This is a genomic window from Rhodococcus gordoniae, assembly GCF_001646655.1.
Classification (GTDB): domain Bacteria; phylum Actinomycetota; class Actinomycetes; order Mycobacteriales; family Mycobacteriaceae; genus Rhodococcus; species Rhodococcus gordoniae.
This window is the reverse complement of the sequence record NZ_LPZN01000013.1, coordinates 107,269-124,173: the sequence shown is the minus strand read 5'-3', so window position 1 is coordinate 124,173 and position 16,905 is coordinate 107,269. Positions and strand designations below refer to the sequence as shown.

The following is a 16,905-nucleotide window of genomic DNA, read 5'->3' as shown; positions in this document are numbered from 1 at the left end:
CGGGTTGCGACCGCTTTCCTAGGCCGGGTGCACCGCGCGGACCGCCCCGTCGAAACCGGTCGTGTACAGGACGTTCGGGTCCGACCCACACCACCCGGCCGCTTCCACTCGGTCGGAGCGGATACCGAGCGAACGGGAGACGGGACGAAGATCAGCGCTCGACGAAACCGGTGAGATCGCCTCGCGGCGGATCCCACGATTCGACGACGAGCCGCACCTCACCGGGGGTGTCGCCGGATCGCAGCCACGCGAGGAGCTGTTCGAGCGCGGACCGGGGGCCTTCGGCCACGACCATCACGCGACCGTCGGGATGGTTGGTCGCATGCCCGACGAGACCGAGTTCGAGTGCGCGGGCACGCGTGAACCAACGGAAACCGACCCCTTGGACGCGGCCGTGCACCCACGCCGTGAGCCGTTCGATGCCTGCGGGGGTGCTCATCGGTCAATCCTCGGCGGTGATCGCCAGCGAGATCTTCGTGCCCGCCTTCAGGGTGCGACCCACCGTGCACACCTTGTCGACGGAGCGTTCGACGAGGGCGATGAGCCGGTCGCGGGCGTCGGCGTCGAGTTCCGACAGGTCGAGGATCATCTCCTCCTCGAGGTGCGGATAGACCTCGGTCTCGCGGTCCGCCGCTCCGGAGACGCGGATCGTCGCGTCGTAGTCGTCGCCGAGCCGGCGGGACAACGGGAAGTCCGAGCTCATGCCGGAGCAGGCGGCGAGTGCGATCTTGAGCAGCTCACCCGGAGTGAAGACGCCCTCGACGCTCTCCGAGCCGATGAGTACCTCGGCGCCGCGCGAGCTGCGGCCGGTGTAGCGACGCGTACCGGTGCGCTCGACCCACAGCTCGGTGGCGGGAAGGTCGGAAGTCTGGTCAGCCATGGGGGAAATCCTGCCATGCCCCGTCGACGGGGACAGCGCGCAGGATGGTCACGAAATCCTCGAGCGCCGCGGACGACGCGTCGGCACTGCGTCGCAGCACTCCGATCGGCTCGACGGTGCCCGCGGTGGGCACGTCCAGGCGCCGGACCACCCCGTCGGCGAGGTCGTCGCGGGCCGCACGTTCCGTGGTGATCCACACCGCGTCGCTGCGCCGGACCACCCCCCGGGCCACAGCGAGATCGAGCGTCTCGATCAGCCCGGCCGGCAGTCGCAGGCCGTGACGTTCGAACAGTGCCTCGGTCGCGTGGCGGGGCACGGTTCCGCGGGTCGCGACCACCAGCGGGTGTTCGAGTGCGTCGGTGACGGAGGCGGAACGCTCGGCGAGAGGATGGCCGGGCCGGACGACGAAGATCAGCGTCTCGGCGTACAGGAGCTCGAACGACAGCCCGACCATCCGGGAGGGTTCGGCCATGCGACCGAGGACGACGTCGAGGGCGCCGGCGGCGAGCGCCGACAGCAGGACGGCATTGGGGTCGGTGCGGATCCGGATGTCCAGATCGGCGCGCACGCGGCGCAACTCCGCCAGAGCTTCGGGGAGCACGGACCCGGCCACGGTGGGCAGGGCCCCGATCCGCAGCGGCTCGCGAGCGGGTTCGGCCGCTCCCGCCAGTGCGGCCACCGCTGCGTCCAATGAGGTGGTGACGTCCTGCGCGTATCGCAGGAAGCGGTGACCCGCCGCGGTGAGGCGCGCACCGTGTCGGCCGCGGTCGAGGAGTTTCGCTCCCGCGAGCACCTCGAGCTCGTTGAGGGTCTTCGTGACGGCCGGCTGGCTCAGCTGCAACAGCTCGGCCGCGCGTCCGACCTGCCCTTCGCGCGCCACGGTCACGAAGCACCGGAGGTGCCGGAGGCGGATCCGCCGGGCCTGGTCCGGCACGGATGAGGAGAGACCCCTGTCGGAATGCATCACCGAAAGTTATGAATAAACGGCGATTTTGTCAATTTACATGAGTTTTTCTTCACCATATGGTGGTCCTCACCGCTCAGAGATCGGAGATCGCATGCCCAGCGACGAATACGTCGAGCGCGACCACACACTGCACCCACCCGCGCTCACTCCCGGTTATCGCACGTCGGTGCTGCGCGCACCGAAGAACGCGCTCATCACGCCGAAGCCCACCCTGTCGGAGATCACCGGCCCCGTCTTCCGCAGCGACGAGCTCGGCTCCCTCGACAACGACCTGATCCTGAACTTCTCGAAGGACGGCCTGCCGATCGGTGAACGCATCATCGTCCACGGCTTCGTCGAGGACGAGTTCGGCAATCCGGTCGAGGGTGCACTCGTCGAGGTGTGGCAGGCCAACGCCGGTGGCCGGTACCGCCACAAGAAGGACACCTATCTCGCGCCCATCGATCCGAACTTCGGCGGCTGCGGGCGGATGCTCACGGACGCGAACGGCTACTACCGGTTCCGGACGATCAAGCCGGGCGCCTATCCGTGGGGCAACAGCCGCAACGCCTGGCGCCCGGCGCACATCCACGTGTCGATCCTCGGCCGCGGATGGGCGCAGCGCCTGATCACCCAGCTGTACTTCGAAGGCGACCCGCTGATCGAGAAGTGCCCGATCGCGCGGACGATCCCGACCGTGGACCAGCTCCGCAGCCTGATCGCCCAGGAGGATCCCGCCTCGAACGCCCCGTTCGACGCGCGCGCCTACCGCTGGGACATCACCCTGCGCGGGCGACGCGCCGCCTTCTTCGAGAACACCGACCTGCCGGGAGCCCCGCGATGAGCCTGCCCACCGATCCCTACCGGCCCGTGCCCCCGCTCCTCCCCCGCCCGATGGTCACGCATTTCCCGGAGACGCCTTCGCAGACCGGCGGTCCCTACGTCCACATCGGTCTGGCGCCGCAGCAGGCCGGCTTCGACATCTTCGACAACAACTTCGGCAACGTCCTCGTCACCGACGAGACCGAGGGCGAGCGAATCGTGTTGGAGGGCCGCGTCATCGACGGCACCGGCACCCCGGTGCGCGACGCGCTGCTCGAGAGCTGGCAGGCGAACACCCACGGCCGGTACGCGCATCCCGACGACGAGCAGGACACGGACCTCGATCCGAACTTCCGAGGCTGGGGACGCACCGGCGGCGACTTCGAGACCGGCGTGTTCACGATCGAGACGATCAAGCCCGGTGCCGTCACCAATCCCGACGGATCCGTCTCGGCACCTCACATCCTGCTGGTGATCTTCGCGCGCGGTATCAACCTCGGGCTGCACACGCGGGTCTACTTCGAGGACGAGACCGAACTCAACGCCGAGGATCCCGTCCTGAAGGGCATCGAATGGGAGGTGAGGCGCACCACCCTCATCGCGTCGCGTTCCGAGCGCGACGGCCGCACCGTGTACACGATCGACATCCGGCTGCAGGACACCCCGGACGGCGGTGCCGAGACGGTGTTCTTCGACATCTGACCGACACTGCTCCGAACAGCCCGGTATGCGCGTGCGCTACCGGGTCGTTCTCGGTCGGGGCTGACACTTCGGGCAACTGTACGACGAGCGGTTCATGAATTTCTCACGGCGGATCGGGGCGCCGCATCGCCGGCACGGCTCGTTCTCTCGCCCGTACACGTTCAGGGAGCGTTCGAAGTAACCGGACTCCCCGTTGACGTTGACGTAGAGGGCGTCGAACGACGTACCGCCCTGTCCGAGCGCCTCGGCCATCACTTCGGTGGCAGCGTCGAGTGCCGACCGGAGTTTCGGTCGCGACAGCGCGTCGGTCGGCCGGTTCCCGTGAATCCTTGCGCGCCAGAGCGCTTCGTCGGCGTAGATGTTGCCGATTCCGGAGACGACGGTCTGGTCGAGCAGCGCACGCTTGATCTCCGTGTGTTTGGTGCGCAGCACGGCCACGACCGCGTCCGGGTCGAAGCGGAGATCCATCGGGTCGCGGGCGATGTGCGCGACCGGCAGCGGCAGTCGATCGCCGTCCACCTCCACGAGCGGCGCCAGGGCCCAGCCTCCGAAGGTGCGCTGGTCGACGAAACGCAGATCGGCGCCGTTGTCGAGGACGGCGCGGATACGCAGGTGCTTCTCGTCGGGGACGCTCGGCGGCTGCACGAGCATCTGCCCGCTCATCCCCAGGTGCACCACGAGGGCCAGGTCGGCCGGCTCGAGCACCAGCCACATGTACTTGCCGCGGCGTTCGACGGAGGCGACCTTCTGACCGGTCACCTGCAGTGCGAGATCACGCGGCCCGGGTTCGTGCCGGCGGACGGCACGGGGGTGCAGCACCTGCACCGAATCCACCGTCGCGCCGACGACGTGAGCGTCGAGTCCGCGACGGACCACCTCGACTTCGGGAAGTTCCGGCACCTGCGGTCAGTTGCCCTCGGTGGATCCGGACTGCGCGGCGTCATCCGACTGCGCGGCGTCATCCGACTGTGCACGGGGGGCTCCGGCTTCGGCAGTGTCGCCGTCGGTCAGCGCATTCCACGCAGCCGACGCGGCCTTCTGCTCGGCTTCCTTCTTGGTGCGCCCGATACCGGTCCCGTAGGGATTGCCGGCGATGAGAGCGGTGGCAGTGAATTCCTTGTCGTGATCGGGACCGGTGGCGGTGATCTCGTAGGCGGGAACACCGAGGCCACGTTCGGCGGTGAGCTCCTGCAGACTCGTCTTCCAGTCGAGGCCCGCACCGAGCCGGGGGCCTCGTTCGAGCAGGTCGGCGAACAGACGCAGGACCACTTCGCGCGCGACATCGATGCCGTGCGCGAGATGGACGGCGCCGAGGAGCGATTCCATCCCGTCGGCGAGAATGCTGGCCTTGTCGCGGCCGCCCGTCAGTTCCTCGCCTTTGCCGAGGTGGAGATGCACCCCGAGCCCGCCTTCTCCGAGGCCGCGCGCCACCTCGGCGAGCGCGTGCATGTTGACGACGCTCGCGCGGATCTTGGCGAGTTCGCCCTCGGACTTGTCCGGATGGGTGAGATAGAGCTTTTCGGTCACCGCGAGCCCGAGGACGGCATCGCCGAGGAACTCGAGACGTTCGTTGGTGGGCAACCCGCCGTTCTCGTAGGCGTACGAGCGATGGGTGAGCGCCAAGGACAGCAGTTCTGCGTCCAGAGGCACGCCGAGGGCGGCGAGGAGAGACTCATGGCTCTCTTCGCCGCCCTCGGTAGCTGTTTCGGGGGACTTGCTCGTCACGTGAGTACCGATTAGACGGGCGCGGTCACCTGACGGCCGTTGTAGGTGCCACACGACGGGCACGCCACGTGGGGCAGCTTCTTCTCTCCGCAACCCCGGTTCGGGCAGGTGACGAGCGTCGGCGCAGTGGTGTTCCACTGGCTGCGCCGCGACCGGGTGTTGGAACGCGACATTCTGCGCTTGGGGACGGCCACGTCTACTTCTCCTCGTTGTTCGAGCTGTCGATTTGACTGCTGGGTTCTTCGGAGCCCGCGCCGAACTTGGCTGCCAACCCAGCCCAGCGAGGATCCATTGTCTCATGACGGTGCCCGGATTCCGCAATCGCCAGGCGAATGCCGCATTCGGGGCACAATCCCGCACAGTCGTCACTACACAACGGCTGCAACGGAAGTTCCAGGCCCACCGCGTTCACGAGGACCGGTTCGAGATCGATCAGATCGTTCTCGACGCGGTACACCTCGTCGTCCTCGGTGGTCTGCTCCGTGACGCTGTTCGGGTAGGCGAACAGCTCGGTGAGGTACACGTCCACCGGTTCGGCGAACGATTCGAGGCACCGCGAGCACTCACCCACGGCGTCCGCACGAACTGTACCGGTGACCAGGACACCCTCCGACACCGACTCCATGCGGAGATCGAGGTCGATCTCGGACCCCTCTTCGATCGCGATGAGATCGAGTCCGATGCGCGACGGTGACGGCACCTTCCGCTCGACCGCACGCATCGATCCGGGCCGGCGACCCAGGGAGAGCGTGTCGAACACCAGACCGGAGTCCCTGCCGGGACGGGTCGTGCCGGAACCACGGGTGGACACGGGGAACTCACCTTCTTCGGACGACGCAGAACACGACTCGGTCGTGATAGGGCAACCGCTCCATGATACGCGATGGGCGGCACGAGCGGAAATTCCGCCGATCAGCGGCGGCGGCTCGCCCGAGGGTCGGCCTCCGCGAAGTCGGGGGCACCCGAGAGCCGCAGCTGCTGCCGGCCGCGGCCGACCGACCGCAGGGTGGTGCCGAGCAGTTCCTCGAACTCCGAGAGCTTTCCGTCGATGTACTCGTCGCATTCCGTCCGCAGGCGGTCGGATTCGGCGTGGGCCGAATCGATGACGCGAGCCGACTCGGCGTGCGCGGCCTGCACGACCTCCGTCTGCGACACCAGGCGCGCCTTCTCGGCCTCGCCCTCGGCCACGGAACGCTCGTACGACGCCTGGCCGGACTCGACCAGGCGGTCGGCCTCGAGGCGGGCGCGACCGGTCACGCTCTCGTACTGCTTGTTGCCCTCTGCTACGAGGTCGTCGGCCTCGGCCTGAGCGTCGCGCACGAGTTCGTCGGCGTGGGCGCGTGCTTCCTTGACCATCCGGTCCGCCTGCGCCTTCGCGTCCGCCAGCATGCGGTCGGCGTCGGTACGCGCGTCCTCGAGCAGGGTGCGCGCCTCCTCGTCGGCGTCGCCGACGGTCTTCTCGGCCTGCGCCCGCGCGTCGTTGATCAGCTTGTCGCGGTGATCGAGCACGTCCTGTGCGTCGTCGAGTTCGGGCGGCAGCGCGTCGCGCACGTCGTCGAGCAGCTCGAGGACATCGCCGCGCGGTACCACGCAGCTCGCCGTCATCGGAACGCTACGTGCCTCTTCGACGATTGCGACCAGCTCGTCGAGTGCCTCGAATACCCGGTACACGCCCAACCCCAATCACTCGCTCGGCGCGACCGGTGCGGACGCGCCACCGTCCAGTCTGCCGCAGCGCAGGGCACGCTCGTGTGCCCTGCGCTCGGTGTGTCGGGATCCGGCCGTCACAGACCGTGCGGGAGGGGTGCTGTCTATTTCGCGGCGGCCCGCTCGGCGAGGCGCGCGAGCAGACGAGCGTGCACGGTGCCCGGCAGCATGTCGGAGACATCGCCGCCGTAGGTCGCGACTTCCTTGACGAGCGAGCTCGACAGGTAGCTGTACACCGGGTTGGTGGCGACGAACAGGGTGTCGACGCCGGTGAGCTTGTGGTTCATCTGCGCCATCTGCAGCTCGTAGTCGAAGTCGTTGGCGCCGCGCAGGCCCTTGACGATCGCGGTGATCCCCCGCTCGCGGGCGTAGTCGACGAGCAGGCCCTGCCAGGCGTCGATCGTGACGTTCGGCAGGTGCGCCGTGGCCTCGGTGAGCATCTCGAGGCGTTCGTCGATCGTGAACATCCCCTGCTTGTTGGGATTGATCGTGACGGTCACGACGACCTCGTCGAACTGGGCCGAGACCCTGCCGATGACGTCGAGGTGTCCGTTGGTGACCGGGTCGAAGGATCCTGGGCAGACCGCGCGGCTCATGATCCAGCACCGTAGCAGGTGGCGATCTCCACCCTCGTCTCCCCGTATCGCCGCGACCTGCCGACCTCGAATGCCTGCGGCCACACCGTTTCCGGCGACCGAGACGAGCGTTCGACCACGACGACCGAACCGTCCTCGACCCAGCCGCCGGACACCAGCGCCTCGAGCACTCCGGTGACGGCCTCCTCGGTCACGGCGTAGGGCGGGTCGGCGAGGACGAGGTCGTACACCCGGTCGGCGGTACCCGCGAGCACGGCGGCCACCGGCGCGGTGCGCAAGACCGCCCCCGGCAGTCCGACCGTCGCGATGTTCTCGCGGATCACCCCCGCCGCCTTGGCGTCGGACTCGACGAGCATCGCGTGCTCGGCGCCGCGGGACAGCGCCTCGAGGCCGAGAGCCCCCGACCCCGCGTAGAGGTCGAGGACTGCGGCACCGTCGATGTCCATGCGTGCGTCGAGCGAACTGAACAAGGCCTCACGGACCCGTTCGGAAGTGGGCCTGGTCCCGCGGGGCGGCACCTTCAGGCGCCGCCCCCCGGCCCGGCCGGCGACGATCCGTGTCACTCGGCGCTGTCTCCCGTGGACACCTCGACGAGCAGGTCGCCACCTTCGACCTGTTGCACCGGGCCGATCGCGACACGCGTGATGCGTCCGCCGCGCGGCGCGGTGATCGCGGCCTCCATCTTCATCGCCTCGATGGTGGCGACGGTGTCGCCCGCCGAGACGCTGTCGCCCTCGGACACCACGAGGGTGACCGTGCCGGCGAACGGCGCGGCGACGTGACCGGGATGGTTGCGGTCGGCCTTCTCCGCGGCCGGGATGTCGGCGGCCACCGACCGGTCGCGCACCGACACCGGGCGCAGCTGCCCGTTGAGGATGCACATCACCGTGCGGAAGCCCTTCTCGTCGGCGTCGGAGATCGCTTCGAGACCGATGAGCAGTTCGACGCCCTTGTCCAGGCGCACCCGGTGCTCCTCGCCGTGCCGCAGCCCGTAGAAGAACTGGTTGGCCGACAGCTCGGTGGTGTCGCCGTAGGTCTCCCGGTGCTGTTCGAACTCCTTGGCCGGTCCGGGGAACAGCAGGCGGTTGAGCATGCGGCGACGCTCGGCCGAGGTGCCGCCGAGGGCCTTCTCCTCCTCGGGCGCGAGCGGGGTGATCGGCTTGGGCTCGGCTCGGCCCGACAGCGCCTTGCTGCGGAACGGCTCGGGCCAGCCCCCGGCGGGGGTGCCGAGGTCGCCGCGCAGGAAGCCGATGACCGAATCGGGGATGTCGTACTTGCCGGGCTCGGCGGCGAAGTCGTCGACCGAGACCCCGGCACCGACGAGGTGCAGCGCGAGGTCGCCGACGACCTTGCTCGACGGGGTGACCTTGATCAGGCGGCCGAGGAGACGGTCGGCGCCGGCATAGGCGGCCTCGACCTCCTCGAAGCGGTCGCCGAGTCCCAGCGCGATGGCCTGCTGGCGCAGGTTCGACAACTGGCCGCCGGGGATCTCGTGGGTGTAGACGCGGCCGGTCGGGGCGGGCAGCCCCGACTCGAACGGTGCGTAGACCCTGCGCAGCGCCTCCCAGTACGGCTCGAGATCGCACACGGCCTGCAGGTCGAGGCCGGTGTCGAACTCGCTGTTCGCCGCGGCGGCGACGATCGCCGACAGGGCGGGCTGGCTCGTCGTACCGGCGAGCGCCGCGGAGGCACCGTCGACGGCGTCGGCACCGGCGTGCCAGGCCGCAAGATAGGTCGCGAGCTGCCCACCCGGAGTGTCGTGGGTGTGCACGTGGACCGGCAGGTCGAAGTTGCTGCGCAGCGCCGAGACGAGCGTCGCGGCGGCCGGGGCGCGCAGCAGACCGGCCATGTCCTTGATGGCGAGCACGTGTGCACCGGCCTCGACGATCTCCTCGGCCAACCGCAGGTAGTAGTCGAGCGTGTAGATCGTCTCGTCCGGGTTCGACAGGTCGCCGGTGTAGGACATCGCGACCTCGGCGAGCGTGGTGCCGGTCTCGCGCACCGCGTCGATCGCCGGACGCATCTGGTCGACGTTGTTCAGCGCGTCGAAGATGCGGAAGATGTCGATGCCCGTGTCCGCGGCCTCCTGCACGAACGCGCGGGTCACGGCCTCCGGGTAGGGGGTGTAGCCGACGGTGTTGCGTCCCCGCAGCAGCATCTGCAGGTTGATGTTCGGGATCGCCTCGCGCAGCGCGGCCAACCGCTCCCACGGATCCTCGTGCAGGAAGCGCAGAGCGACGTCGTAGGTCGCGCCGCCCCACGCCTCGATCGAGAGGAGCTGCGGGGTCATCCGGGCCACGTGCCCGGCGACCGTCAGCAGGTCCTTGCTGCGCACACGGGTCGCGAGCAGCGACTGGTGCGCGTCGCGGAAGGTGGTGTCGGTGACGCCGATGGACTTCTGCTCACGCAGCGCACGGGCGAAGCCCTCGGGTCCGAGTTCGAGCAGCCGCTGCCGCGAACCGGCCGGCGGCGCGGCGCTCAGGTCGATCACGGGCAGCTTGTCGTGCGGGTAGAGCGTGGTGGGGCGCTCGCCGTGCGGCTTGTTGACCGTCACGTCGGCGAGGTAGTTCAGGATCTTGGTGCCGCGGTCGGCGGACGAACGCAGCGTCAGCAGCTGCGGACGTTCCTCGATGAACGAGGTGGTGACGTGTCCGTCGCGGAAGTCGGCGTCGTCGAGCACGGCCTGCAGGAAGGGGATGTTCGTCGCGACACCGCGGATGCGGAACTCGGCAACCGCGCGGCGGGCACGGGCGACAGCGGTCTCGAACGTCCGGCCGCGGCAGGTGAGCTTGACGAGCATCGAGTCGAAGTGGGCGGAGATCTCCGCGCCGACCGAGGTGCCGCCGTCGAGACGGATGCCGGCACCACCCGGGGTGCGGTAACCGGTGATACGACCGGTGTCCGGGCGGAACCCGTTGGCGGGATCCTCGGTCGTGATGCGGCACTGCAGCGCCGCGCCGCGGATGGTGATGCTCTCCTGTGACAGACCCAGATCGGCGAGCGACTCGCCGGCGGCGATGCGCAGCTGCGACTGCACGAGGTCGACGTCGGTGATCTCTTCGGTGACCGTGTGCTCGACCTGGATCCGGGGATTCATCTCGATGAACACGTGGTTGCCGCGCTCGTCGACGAGGAATTCGACGGTGCCCGCGCACTGGTAGCCGATCTCCTCGGCGAATGCGACGGCGTCGGCGCAGATTCGGTCGCGCAACTCCGGGTCGAGATTCGGGGCCGGGGCGAGCTCGATGACCTTCTGGTGCCGGCGCTGCACCGAGCAGTCGCGCTCGTACAGGTGGATGACGTTGCCGTACTTGTCGGCGAGGATCTGTACCTCGATGTGCCGCGGGTTGACCACGGCCTGCTCCAGGAAGACGGTGGGATCACCGAAGGCCGCGTCGGCCTCGCGGGAGGCGGCTTCGATCGCTTCGCGCAGCTGGGAGGGCTCGGCGACCCGGCGCATGCCGCGTCCGCCACCACCGGCGACGGCCTTGACGAAGACCGGGAAGTTCATCGACTCCGACGCGGCGATCAGCGCGTCGACATCCGAGGACGGCTCCGACGACGCCAGCACCGGCAGACCTGCGGCCTTCGCCGAGGCGATCGCGCGGGCCTTGTTCCCGGTCAGCTCCAGGATCTCCGCCGAGGGGCCGACGAAGGTGATGCCCGCGTCCGCGCACGCCGCGGCGAGGTCCGGGTTCTCGGACAGGAAACCGTAGCCGGGATAGATCGCGTCGGCTCCGGCCGACACGGCCGCTTCGACGACCTTCTCGACCGACAGGTATGCGCGGACCGGGTGCCCCTCGTCACCGATCTGATAGGCCTCGTCGGCCTTCAACCGGTGCAGGGAGTTCCGGTCTTCGTACGGGAACACCGCGACCGTCCCGGCACCCAGTTCGTAGGCGGCACGGAAGGCACGGATCGCGATCTCGCCACGGTTGGCGACAAGCACTTTCGAGAACATTGGTCGACGGTACCGCGACGTAACATTCCGCCTTCGACGCGCATTCCACATCGTGGGACGGAGTGGCCGGACGGCACGACTGGAACGATGCAGTGGGACCGTCCGTAACACGCTGTCAACGTTCCGGGGAGGGTGGTGGAAACCTCACCGGAGGTTCCACGGCACGGTGTACGGAACGTAACTCAGGACTTGTCGAGGTACTCGACGCGCTCGGCGTCGAGCGCCGCGCGCACCATGCTCGCGAGCCCCGGATGGTGTTCGAGGCCCGGATCCTTCTCGGTCACCGTCCGGGAGAAGTCGCGGGCCGCCTCGATGACGTCGGCGTCGTCGACGAGCGAGAGCAACCTGAGCGTCGACACCGTGCCGGACTGGGCGACCCCGAGGACGTCGCCCTCCCGTCGCAAGTGCAGATCGAGCTGGGCGAGTTCGAACCCGTCGGTGGTGCCGGCGACGGCCTCGAGCCGCATCATCGTCGGGGTGCCTGGTTTCGCGTCGGTCACGAGCAGACACAGCCCCTGGTGCCCACCACGGCCCACGCGACCGCGCAGCTGGTGCAGCTGGCTGACACCGAACCGGTCGGCGTCGACGATCACCATCACCGTCGCGTTCGGCACGTCGACACCGACCTCGACGACGGTCGTGCACACCAGCACGTCGAGCTCCGCCGCGTTGAAGGCCTGCATCACGGCGTCCTTCTCGTCGCCGGGCAACCGGCCGTGCAGCAGACCCACCCGCAGGTCGCGCAGCGGACCGGAGGTCAGGAACTCGAACTGCTCGAGCACCGAGGTGGTCTCGGGTGGCGCCTGCTTGCCCTTCCCCGAGCCCGACGGCTCGGGAGCGCCCGGATCGAGGAGTGCGTCGTCGTCGGAATCGCCGTCGCCGATGCGTGAGCACACCACATAGGCCTGCCTCCCGTCGGCGACCTCTTCGCGGATACGTTCCCACGCCCGGTCGACCCACGTCGGGTGCACCTTCGCCGGGACAACGCGGCTGACGATCGGCGACCGCCCTCGGGGCAGTTCGCGCAGGGTCGAGACCTCGAGGTCGCCGAGCACGGTCATCGCGATGGTGCGCGGGATGGGCGTCGCGGTCATCACCAGCACGTGCGGTGACGCCCCGTCGCGGCCGCGCGACCGCAATGCGTCGCGCTGCTCGACGCCGAACCGGTGCTGCTCGTCGATCACCACGAGACCGAGGTCGAAGAACTGCACCTTGTCCTCGATGAGCGCGTGGGTGCCGATGACGATCCCGGCATCTCCCGTCACCGCCTCGTTGAGCGCGGCCCGCTTGCGCGCGACCCCCATCGAGCCGGTCAACAGGGTCACGCGGGTCGCGAGTTCGTGGGCACCCAGTTCGCCCGCCGCCGCGAGGTCGCCGAGCATCGTGGTCAACGAGCGGGCGTGCTGCGCCGCGAGCACTTCGGTGGGTGCGAGCAGGGCGCACTGCCGCCCGGAGTCGATCACCTGCAGCATCGCCCGCAGCGCGACGATGGTCTTGCCCGAACCGACCTCGCCCTGCAGCAATCGGTTCATGGGGTGTTCTCGGGCCAGATCGGCGGAGATCTCCTCCGCCACGGCGAGCTGACCGGCCGTCAGCTCGAAAGGCAGGCGCCGATCGAACTCGTCGGCGATCCCGTCCGCGCGGTGCGGGCAGGACGGCGCGGAACGCACCTCGACGTCGTGCCGGCGGCCCGCGAGCACGAGCTGCACCGCGGCAGCCTCGTCGAACCGCAGGCGGTCGCGTGCCCGGTCGATCTCCTGCTTCGTGTCGGGCAGGTGGATCGATCGCAGGGCATCGTCGAGACCCACGAAGCCGTGCTCGTCGCGGACCCACGCGGGCAGCGGATCGTCGACGTGGTCGAGCTGGTCGAGCACCTGCCGCACGCAGCGCATGACGGTCCACGACTCCACCTCGCGGGTCGCGCGGTACATCGGGATCAGCGCGCGGTCGAAGACCGACATGTCCACCCCGGAGCCGTCCTGCGCGGTACGCGCGAGACCCGCCAGGGCACCGGCGCCCCGCACCCGCGCGGGCGCCGCCGAGACGAGATCGTCCGCGTCGCGCGGCTCGGGAAGCACGAGATAGCTCGGGTGGGTCAGGCTCCACTTGTCGCGGAAGTACTTCACGGTGCCGGAGAACATCGCGCGCACACCGGGCTTGATGTTGTGCTTGACCCGGTGCGGATTGAAGAAGGTGACGTCGATGCTGTGGCGATCGGAGCGCAGCCGCACCGCGAGGCGCTTCCCGGCGCGGGACTTCATCGGCACCTCCTGCGCCGATTCGACCCGCGCGATGATCGTGATGTGCCGGCCCTCCTCGGGCCGGCTCTCACCGAGCTCGGCGCCCTGGGTGGCGTAGCGGTGCGGATAGTGCCGCAGCAGATCCTCGACGGTGGCCATCCCGAACGCGTCGTGCAAGGCGTCCGCCGTCTTGCGGCCGAGGACATGATCGAGCCGGTCCGCGAGTGTCGCCACTGCCGTCCCTTCCGCTACTCGTGCGGTGGCCTCGCGGCGCACCGGCTACTCGACGCCGAGCTGCAGCAGGTCGCTGCGCTGACCGCCCTGATAGACCACCACGTCGATCTCCGGGTGGCGGCGATCGAGATGGTCGGCCAGTTGCTCGACGAGTCCGTCGGGAGCATAGGCACCGACCAGCATCGTCACGAGCTCGCCGCCCGCGGCGAGAAGCCTGTCGAGCAGCGATGCTCCCGCTGTCACCAGATCATGCTCGATCACTACGACATCGTGGCCGGCGAGGCCGAGACTGTCGCCGGGCTCGCACGTTCCGACCCAGGTCAGAGCACGTTCGTTCGCGTACCGCAGCGATCCCCAGCGCACGCACGACGCCGCCTCCGACATCGCGAACGCGTCGTCGACGGTGGCCCGCATCGGATCGTGCACGGCCAACGACGCCAGTCCCTGGACCACCGAGGACGACGGCAGGAACATCACGTCGCAGTCCTCCCGCCGCGCCCGGGCGCCCACGGCGACGACGTCCTGCGCGGAGAGCGCACCGTTGGGGAGCACGAGGACGTCCCGGCTCGGCAGTGCCCGGATCGCCGCGAGCAGCTCGTCCGGGACGGAGATCTCCTCCGCCCGCAGCACCTGCGCGCCCTCCGCTTCGAACAGTTCGGCAGCACCGTCGCCGCCGACCACCGCGAGGACCGCGCGGGACTGCTCCCCCGCCGTGTGGGTGTGCGCCGGGACTGCGGCCGTGCCCGACGCGGCGGCTCCGTCGCCGCACCCGCGACGTGCGGACTCGAGCGCGAAGCACGTGATGTCGATGCGGCGCAGGGCGCCCGCCGCGAGACCGGCCTCGACCGCTGCTCCCGGATCGCAGCAGTGCACGTGCACGGACCAGCAACCCGATTCCCCGGCGACGATCGCCACGGAGTCTCCCAGTGCGTCGAGATGGGAACGCAGGGCGTCGATGCGCGTGCCGTCGGAATTCTCGACGAGATACATCACCTCGTACTCCTGCTGGTCGCTGTCGTGGCGGTCGTCGACGACCTCGGGTTCGACCACGGGACGCGAGGCACCGGCGAGCACCATCCGGCGGTCGGGGCGCGTTCCCGTGGTGACCTCGACCAGGCAGTCGAGCAGCACGAGCAGGCCGAGACCGCCGGCGTCGACCACCCCCGCCTCGGCGAGGACGTCGAGCTGGGTGGTGGTGCGCTGCAGCGCGTCGGCAGCGGCGTCGGCGCTCGCGACGACCACCTCGCACACGGTCGGGTCGGTCTCCGCGGCAGCACGGGCGGCACCGTCGGCTGCGGCTTCGAGGACGCTGACGATCGTGCCCTTCGCGGGCGCGCTGAGCGCTCCGGTCACGAGTGCCGCGGCGTTCGAGAGTGCGGCGGCGAGATCCGCGGCGCCGACGGTCGTCAGCCCGGCGACTGCGTCGGCCACACCGCGCAGGGCCTGCGCAAGGATGATCCCCGAATTGCCCCGGGCGCCGGTGAAGGCACCGCGTGCGAGCCCCTCGGCGACGTCGGACGCGGTGAGCGCGCCGTCCGCGGGGCCACCGATCCGGGCCGCGGCGGCCTGCAGGGTGCTGAGCAGGTTGTTTCCGGTGTCGCCGTCGGGCACCGGGAAGACGTTGAGCGAGTTGATCTCGGCCCGGCGCTGTTCGAGCGCGTCCACACCGAACTCCACCCACCTGCGCAGCGCTCGCCCATCCACCGTGTCCTCGGCTTCGAGCAACGATTCCACCCCCTTCGCCTCTCGCCTCCGGGCCGCATCCGCCACTACGATGGGTACCGATCGCCACGGTGCCGAGCCCTGGCGAACAGGTTAGCCGCGAGCCGTCCCGGCGTCCGGTTTGGCCATCCGCACTCGAGTTCGCTAAGCTTGCCGGGTTGCCTCGCACGGGCGGCTCGTTCCCCGTGTTTGCAGGGTGAAACAACACAGACAGAAGATCTATCCACTAGACACAAGGAGTTCGCGACATGGCTGCCGTCTGCGACGTATGCGCCAAGGGCCCCGGCTTCGGGAAGTCGGTCTCGCACTCGCACCGGCGTACCAACCGTCGCTGGAACCCGAACATCCAGAGCGTGCGCGCTCAGGTTGCACCGGGCAACACCCGCAAGATGAACGTGTGCACCTCCTGCCTCAAGGCCGGCAAGGTCGTCCGCGGCTGATTCCCGGTCGAGTCGTAGTGAAGGCCCCTTGCGCTGATTGCGCAGGGGGCCTTCACTGTTCGATTCTGCGGCCGGATATCGTGCGGGAATGACCGAGAACCAAGTTTCCTTTCCTGCCGGCAACGGCTCTCTTCACCCGCTGGTGAGTGTGGAGGACCGGGTCCTGCGGATCGCCGTGGCAACCTCCGAGTACGGCACCTCCCTGTCCCCCGCGGGAATGGAGCAGGGCATCGCGGCTCTGCGGGCGGCAGGCCCGGAGATCGGCGCCGTCCTGCTCGTCGGCGAGGGCGCGAACTTCTGTGCGGGCGGCAACGTCCACGGATTCGCCGCGGCCGAGGATCGTGGCGCCCACCTGTTCGAGGTCGCGAGTCTCTTCCACGACTTCGTCCGTGAGCTGAACAAGGCCGCCGTCCCGGTCGTCGCCGCCGTGCACGGCTGGGCTGCGGGCGCCGGCATGAGCCTCGCGTTGCTCGCGGACATCGCGCTCGCCGGCCCGGGTACGAAGATGCGCGCCGCGTACCCCTCGATCGGTTTCTCGCCCGACGGCGGGATGTCCTGGACCCTGCCGCGGATCGTCGGTCCGGCGCGGGCGCGCGAGATCATCATGACCGATGCCGTGATCGGCGCCGACGAAGCCGTGCGTCTGGGTCTGCTGAGCCGACTCGTCGCCGACGGGGAGATCCAGGGCGAAGGGTTGCGGCTCGCCCGGACCCTCGCCCACGGCCCGACGCAGTCCTACGCCTCGATCCGCTCGCTCGTCGCCGAGTCGGCAGGACGGTCGCTGTCGGAGCACCTCGACGCGGAAGCCGCCGCGATCTCCGCGGCCGCGACGAGCCCCACGGGCATCGAGGGCGTCGATTCCTTCGTCGCCAAGCGCCGCCCCGACTGGGATTCGATCCGCGCCTGACGATCCGGTATCGGTGACGGACC

The 16,905-nt window shown here is 69.4% G+C and carries 17 protein-coding genes; 4 read left to right on the top strand and 13 right to left on the bottom strand.

Translation table 11 applies throughout. From position 1 onward, the window contains the following. Positions 1–151: 151 nt before the first annotated feature. Genes A8G18_RS07470 through A8G18_RS07460 form a run of 3 tightly spaced genes read right to left on the bottom strand, consistent with a single transcriptional unit; the run spans position 152 to position 1,844 of the window. Positions 152–439: an acylphosphatase gene (locus tag A8G18_RS07470; protein ID WP_064063359.1), complete on the bottom strand. Its 288-nt coding sequence runs from the start codon at positions 437–439 to the stop codon at positions 152–154. Positions 440–442: 3 nt separating this feature from the next. Beyond that, a complete protein-coding gene (locus A8G18_RS07465) occupies positions 443–880 on the bottom strand; it encodes an OsmC family protein (protein WP_016933288.1) in 438 nt (145 codons plus the stop codon). Beyond that, the gene (locus tag A8G18_RS07460; protein WP_064063358.1) at positions 873–1,844 is read right to left on the bottom strand and encodes a LysR substrate-binding domain-containing protein; all 972 of its coding nucleotides are present in this window, start codon (positions 1,842–1,844) and stop codon (positions 873–875) included. Before A8G18_RS07460 ends, A8G18_RS07465 begins: the two co-directional genes overlap by 8 nt. Before the next feature lie 94 nt (positions 1,845–1,938). Here A8G18_RS07460 and pcaH point away from each other — a divergent pair, with 94 nt between their 5' ends. Together pcaH and pcaG are read left to right on the top strand one after the other, a co-directional pair. Then, positions 1,939–2,670: a protocatechuate 3,4-dioxygenase subunit beta gene (pcaH, locus tag A8G18_RS07455; protein ID WP_064063357.1), complete on the top strand. Its 732-nt coding sequence runs from the start codon at positions 1,939–1,941 to the stop codon at positions 2,668–2,670. Beyond that, positions 2,667–3,350, top strand: a complete 684-nt coding sequence (pcaG, locus tag A8G18_RS07450) for a protocatechuate 3,4-dioxygenase subunit alpha (RefSeq protein WP_064063356.1) — start codon at positions 2,667–2,669, stop codon at positions 3,348–3,350. Before pcaH ends, pcaG begins: the two co-directional genes overlap by 4 nt. Before the next feature lie 36 nt (positions 3,351–3,386). On the opposite strand, the gene mutM is transcribed toward pcaG, so the two are convergent. From mutM to A8G18_RS07400, 10 genes are all read right to left on the bottom strand, one after another. After that, positions 3,387–4,250 (bottom strand): bifunctional DNA-formamidopyrimidine glycosylase/DNA-(apurinic or apyrimidinic site) lyase, encoded by an 864-nt coding sequence (gene mutM / locus A8G18_RS07445; RefSeq protein WP_064063355.1) that lies wholly within the window; start codon positions 4,248–4,250, stop codon positions 3,387–3,389. Between the two features lie 6 nt (positions 4,251–4,256). After that, positions 4,257–5,075 (bottom strand): ribonuclease III, encoded by an 819-nt coding sequence (gene rnc, locus A8G18_RS07440; RefSeq protein ID WP_064063354.1) that lies wholly within the window; start codon positions 5,073–5,075, stop codon positions 4,257–4,259. A gap of 11 nt (positions 5,076–5,086) precedes the next feature. Further along, the gene (gene rpmF, locus A8G18_RS07435) at positions 5,087–5,269 is read right to left on the bottom strand and encodes a 50S ribosomal protein L32 (RefSeq protein WP_006551208.1); all 183 of its coding nucleotides are present in this window, start codon (positions 5,267–5,269) and stop codon (positions 5,087–5,089) included. 2 nt (positions 5,270–5,271) lie between these two features. After that, positions 5,272–5,886: a YceD family protein gene (locus A8G18_RS07430; protein WP_016934182.1), complete on the bottom strand. Its 615-nt coding sequence runs from the start codon at positions 5,884–5,886 to the stop codon at positions 5,272–5,274. Positions 5,887–5,987: 101 nt separating this feature from the next. Continuing rightward, positions 5,988–6,746, bottom strand: coding sequence for a DivIVA domain-containing protein (locus A8G18_RS07425; protein ID WP_064063353.1), 759 nt, complete (start codon positions 6,744–6,746; stop codon positions 5,988–5,990). 140 nt (positions 6,747–6,886) lie between these two features. Further along, complete coding sequence (gene coaD, locus A8G18_RS07420; RefSeq protein ID WP_016934184.1) at positions 6,887–7,378, bottom strand: pantetheine-phosphate adenylyltransferase; 492 nt, start codon at positions 7,376–7,378, stop codon at positions 6,887–6,889. Further along, a complete protein-coding gene (gene rsmD, locus A8G18_RS07415) occupies positions 7,375–7,941 on the bottom strand; it encodes a 16S rRNA (guanine(966)-N(2))-methyltransferase RsmD (RefSeq protein ID WP_064063352.1) in 567 nt (188 codons plus the stop codon). Before rsmD ends, coaD begins: the two co-directional genes overlap by 4 nt. Further along, positions 7,938–11,339 (bottom strand): pyruvate carboxylase, encoded by a 3,402-nt coding sequence (locus tag A8G18_RS07410; protein WP_064063351.1) that lies wholly within the window; start codon positions 11,337–11,339, stop codon positions 7,938–7,940. Before A8G18_RS07410 ends, rsmD begins: the two co-directional genes overlap by 4 nt. A gap of 182 nt (positions 11,340–11,521) precedes the next feature. Further along, on the bottom strand, positions 11,522–13,813 hold the full coding sequence (recG, locus tag A8G18_RS07405; protein ID WP_064063350.1) for an ATP-dependent DNA helicase RecG: 2,292 nt from the start codon (positions 13,811–13,813) through the stop codon (positions 11,522–11,524). Positions 13,814–13,858: 45 nt separating this feature from the next. Next, positions 13,859–15,547, bottom strand: coding sequence for a DAK2 domain-containing protein (locus tag A8G18_RS07400; protein ID WP_064063349.1), 1,689 nt, complete (start codon positions 15,545–15,547; stop codon positions 13,859–13,861). 236 nt (positions 15,548–15,783) lie between these two features. On the opposite strand from A8G18_RS07400, the gene rpmB reads away from it, so the two are divergent. Next, complete coding sequence (gene rpmB / locus A8G18_RS07395) at positions 15,784–15,975, top strand: 50S ribosomal protein L28 (protein WP_006551201.1); 192 nt, start codon at positions 15,784–15,786, stop codon at positions 15,973–15,975. An 88-nt stretch (positions 15,976–16,063) separates the two neighbouring features. Further along, a complete protein-coding gene (locus A8G18_RS07390; protein ID WP_064063348.1) occupies positions 16,064–16,882 on the top strand; it encodes an enoyl-CoA hydratase/isomerase family protein in 819 nt (272 codons plus the stop codon). Positions 16,883–16,905 lie beyond the last annotated feature (23 nt).

What these genes read in the sequence shown, in the direction of transcription:
- A8G18_RS07470 (WP_064063359.1), bottom strand. Translation starts at nt 439, where the DNA reads ATGAGCACCCCCGCAGGCATCGAACGGCTCACGGCGTGGGTGCACGGC.
- A8G18_RS07465 (WP_016933288.1), bottom strand. Translation starts at nt 880, where the DNA reads ATGGCTGACCAGACTTCCGACCTTCCCGCCACCGAGCTGTGGGTCGAG.
- A8G18_RS07460 (WP_064063358.1), bottom strand. Translation starts at nt 1,844, where the DNA reads ATGCATTCCGACAGGGGTCTCTCCTCATCCGTGCCGGACCAGGCCCGG.
- pcaH (WP_064063357.1), top strand. Translation starts at nt 1,939, where the DNA reads ATGCCCAGCGACGAATACGTCGAGCGCGACCACACACTGCACCCACCC.
- pcaG (WP_064063356.1), top strand. Translation starts at nt 2,667, where the DNA reads ATGAGCCTGCCCACCGATCCCTACCGGCCCGTGCCCCCGCTCCTCCCC.
- coaD (WP_016934184.1), bottom strand. Translation starts at nt 7,378, where the DNA reads ATGAGCCGCGCGGTCTGCCCAGGATCCTTCGACCCGGTCACCAACGGA.
- A8G18_RS07410 (WP_064063351.1), bottom strand. Translation starts at nt 11,339, where the DNA reads ATGTTCTCGAAAGTGCTTGTCGCCAACCGTGGCGAGATCGCGATCCGT.
- rpmB (WP_006551201.1), top strand. Translation starts at nt 15,784, where the DNA reads ATGGCTGCCGTCTGCGACGTATGCGCCAAGGGCCCCGGCTTCGGGAAG.
- A8G18_RS07390 (WP_064063348.1), top strand. Translation starts at nt 16,064, where the DNA reads ATGACCGAGAACCAAGTTTCCTTTCCTGCCGGCAACGGCTCTCTTCAC.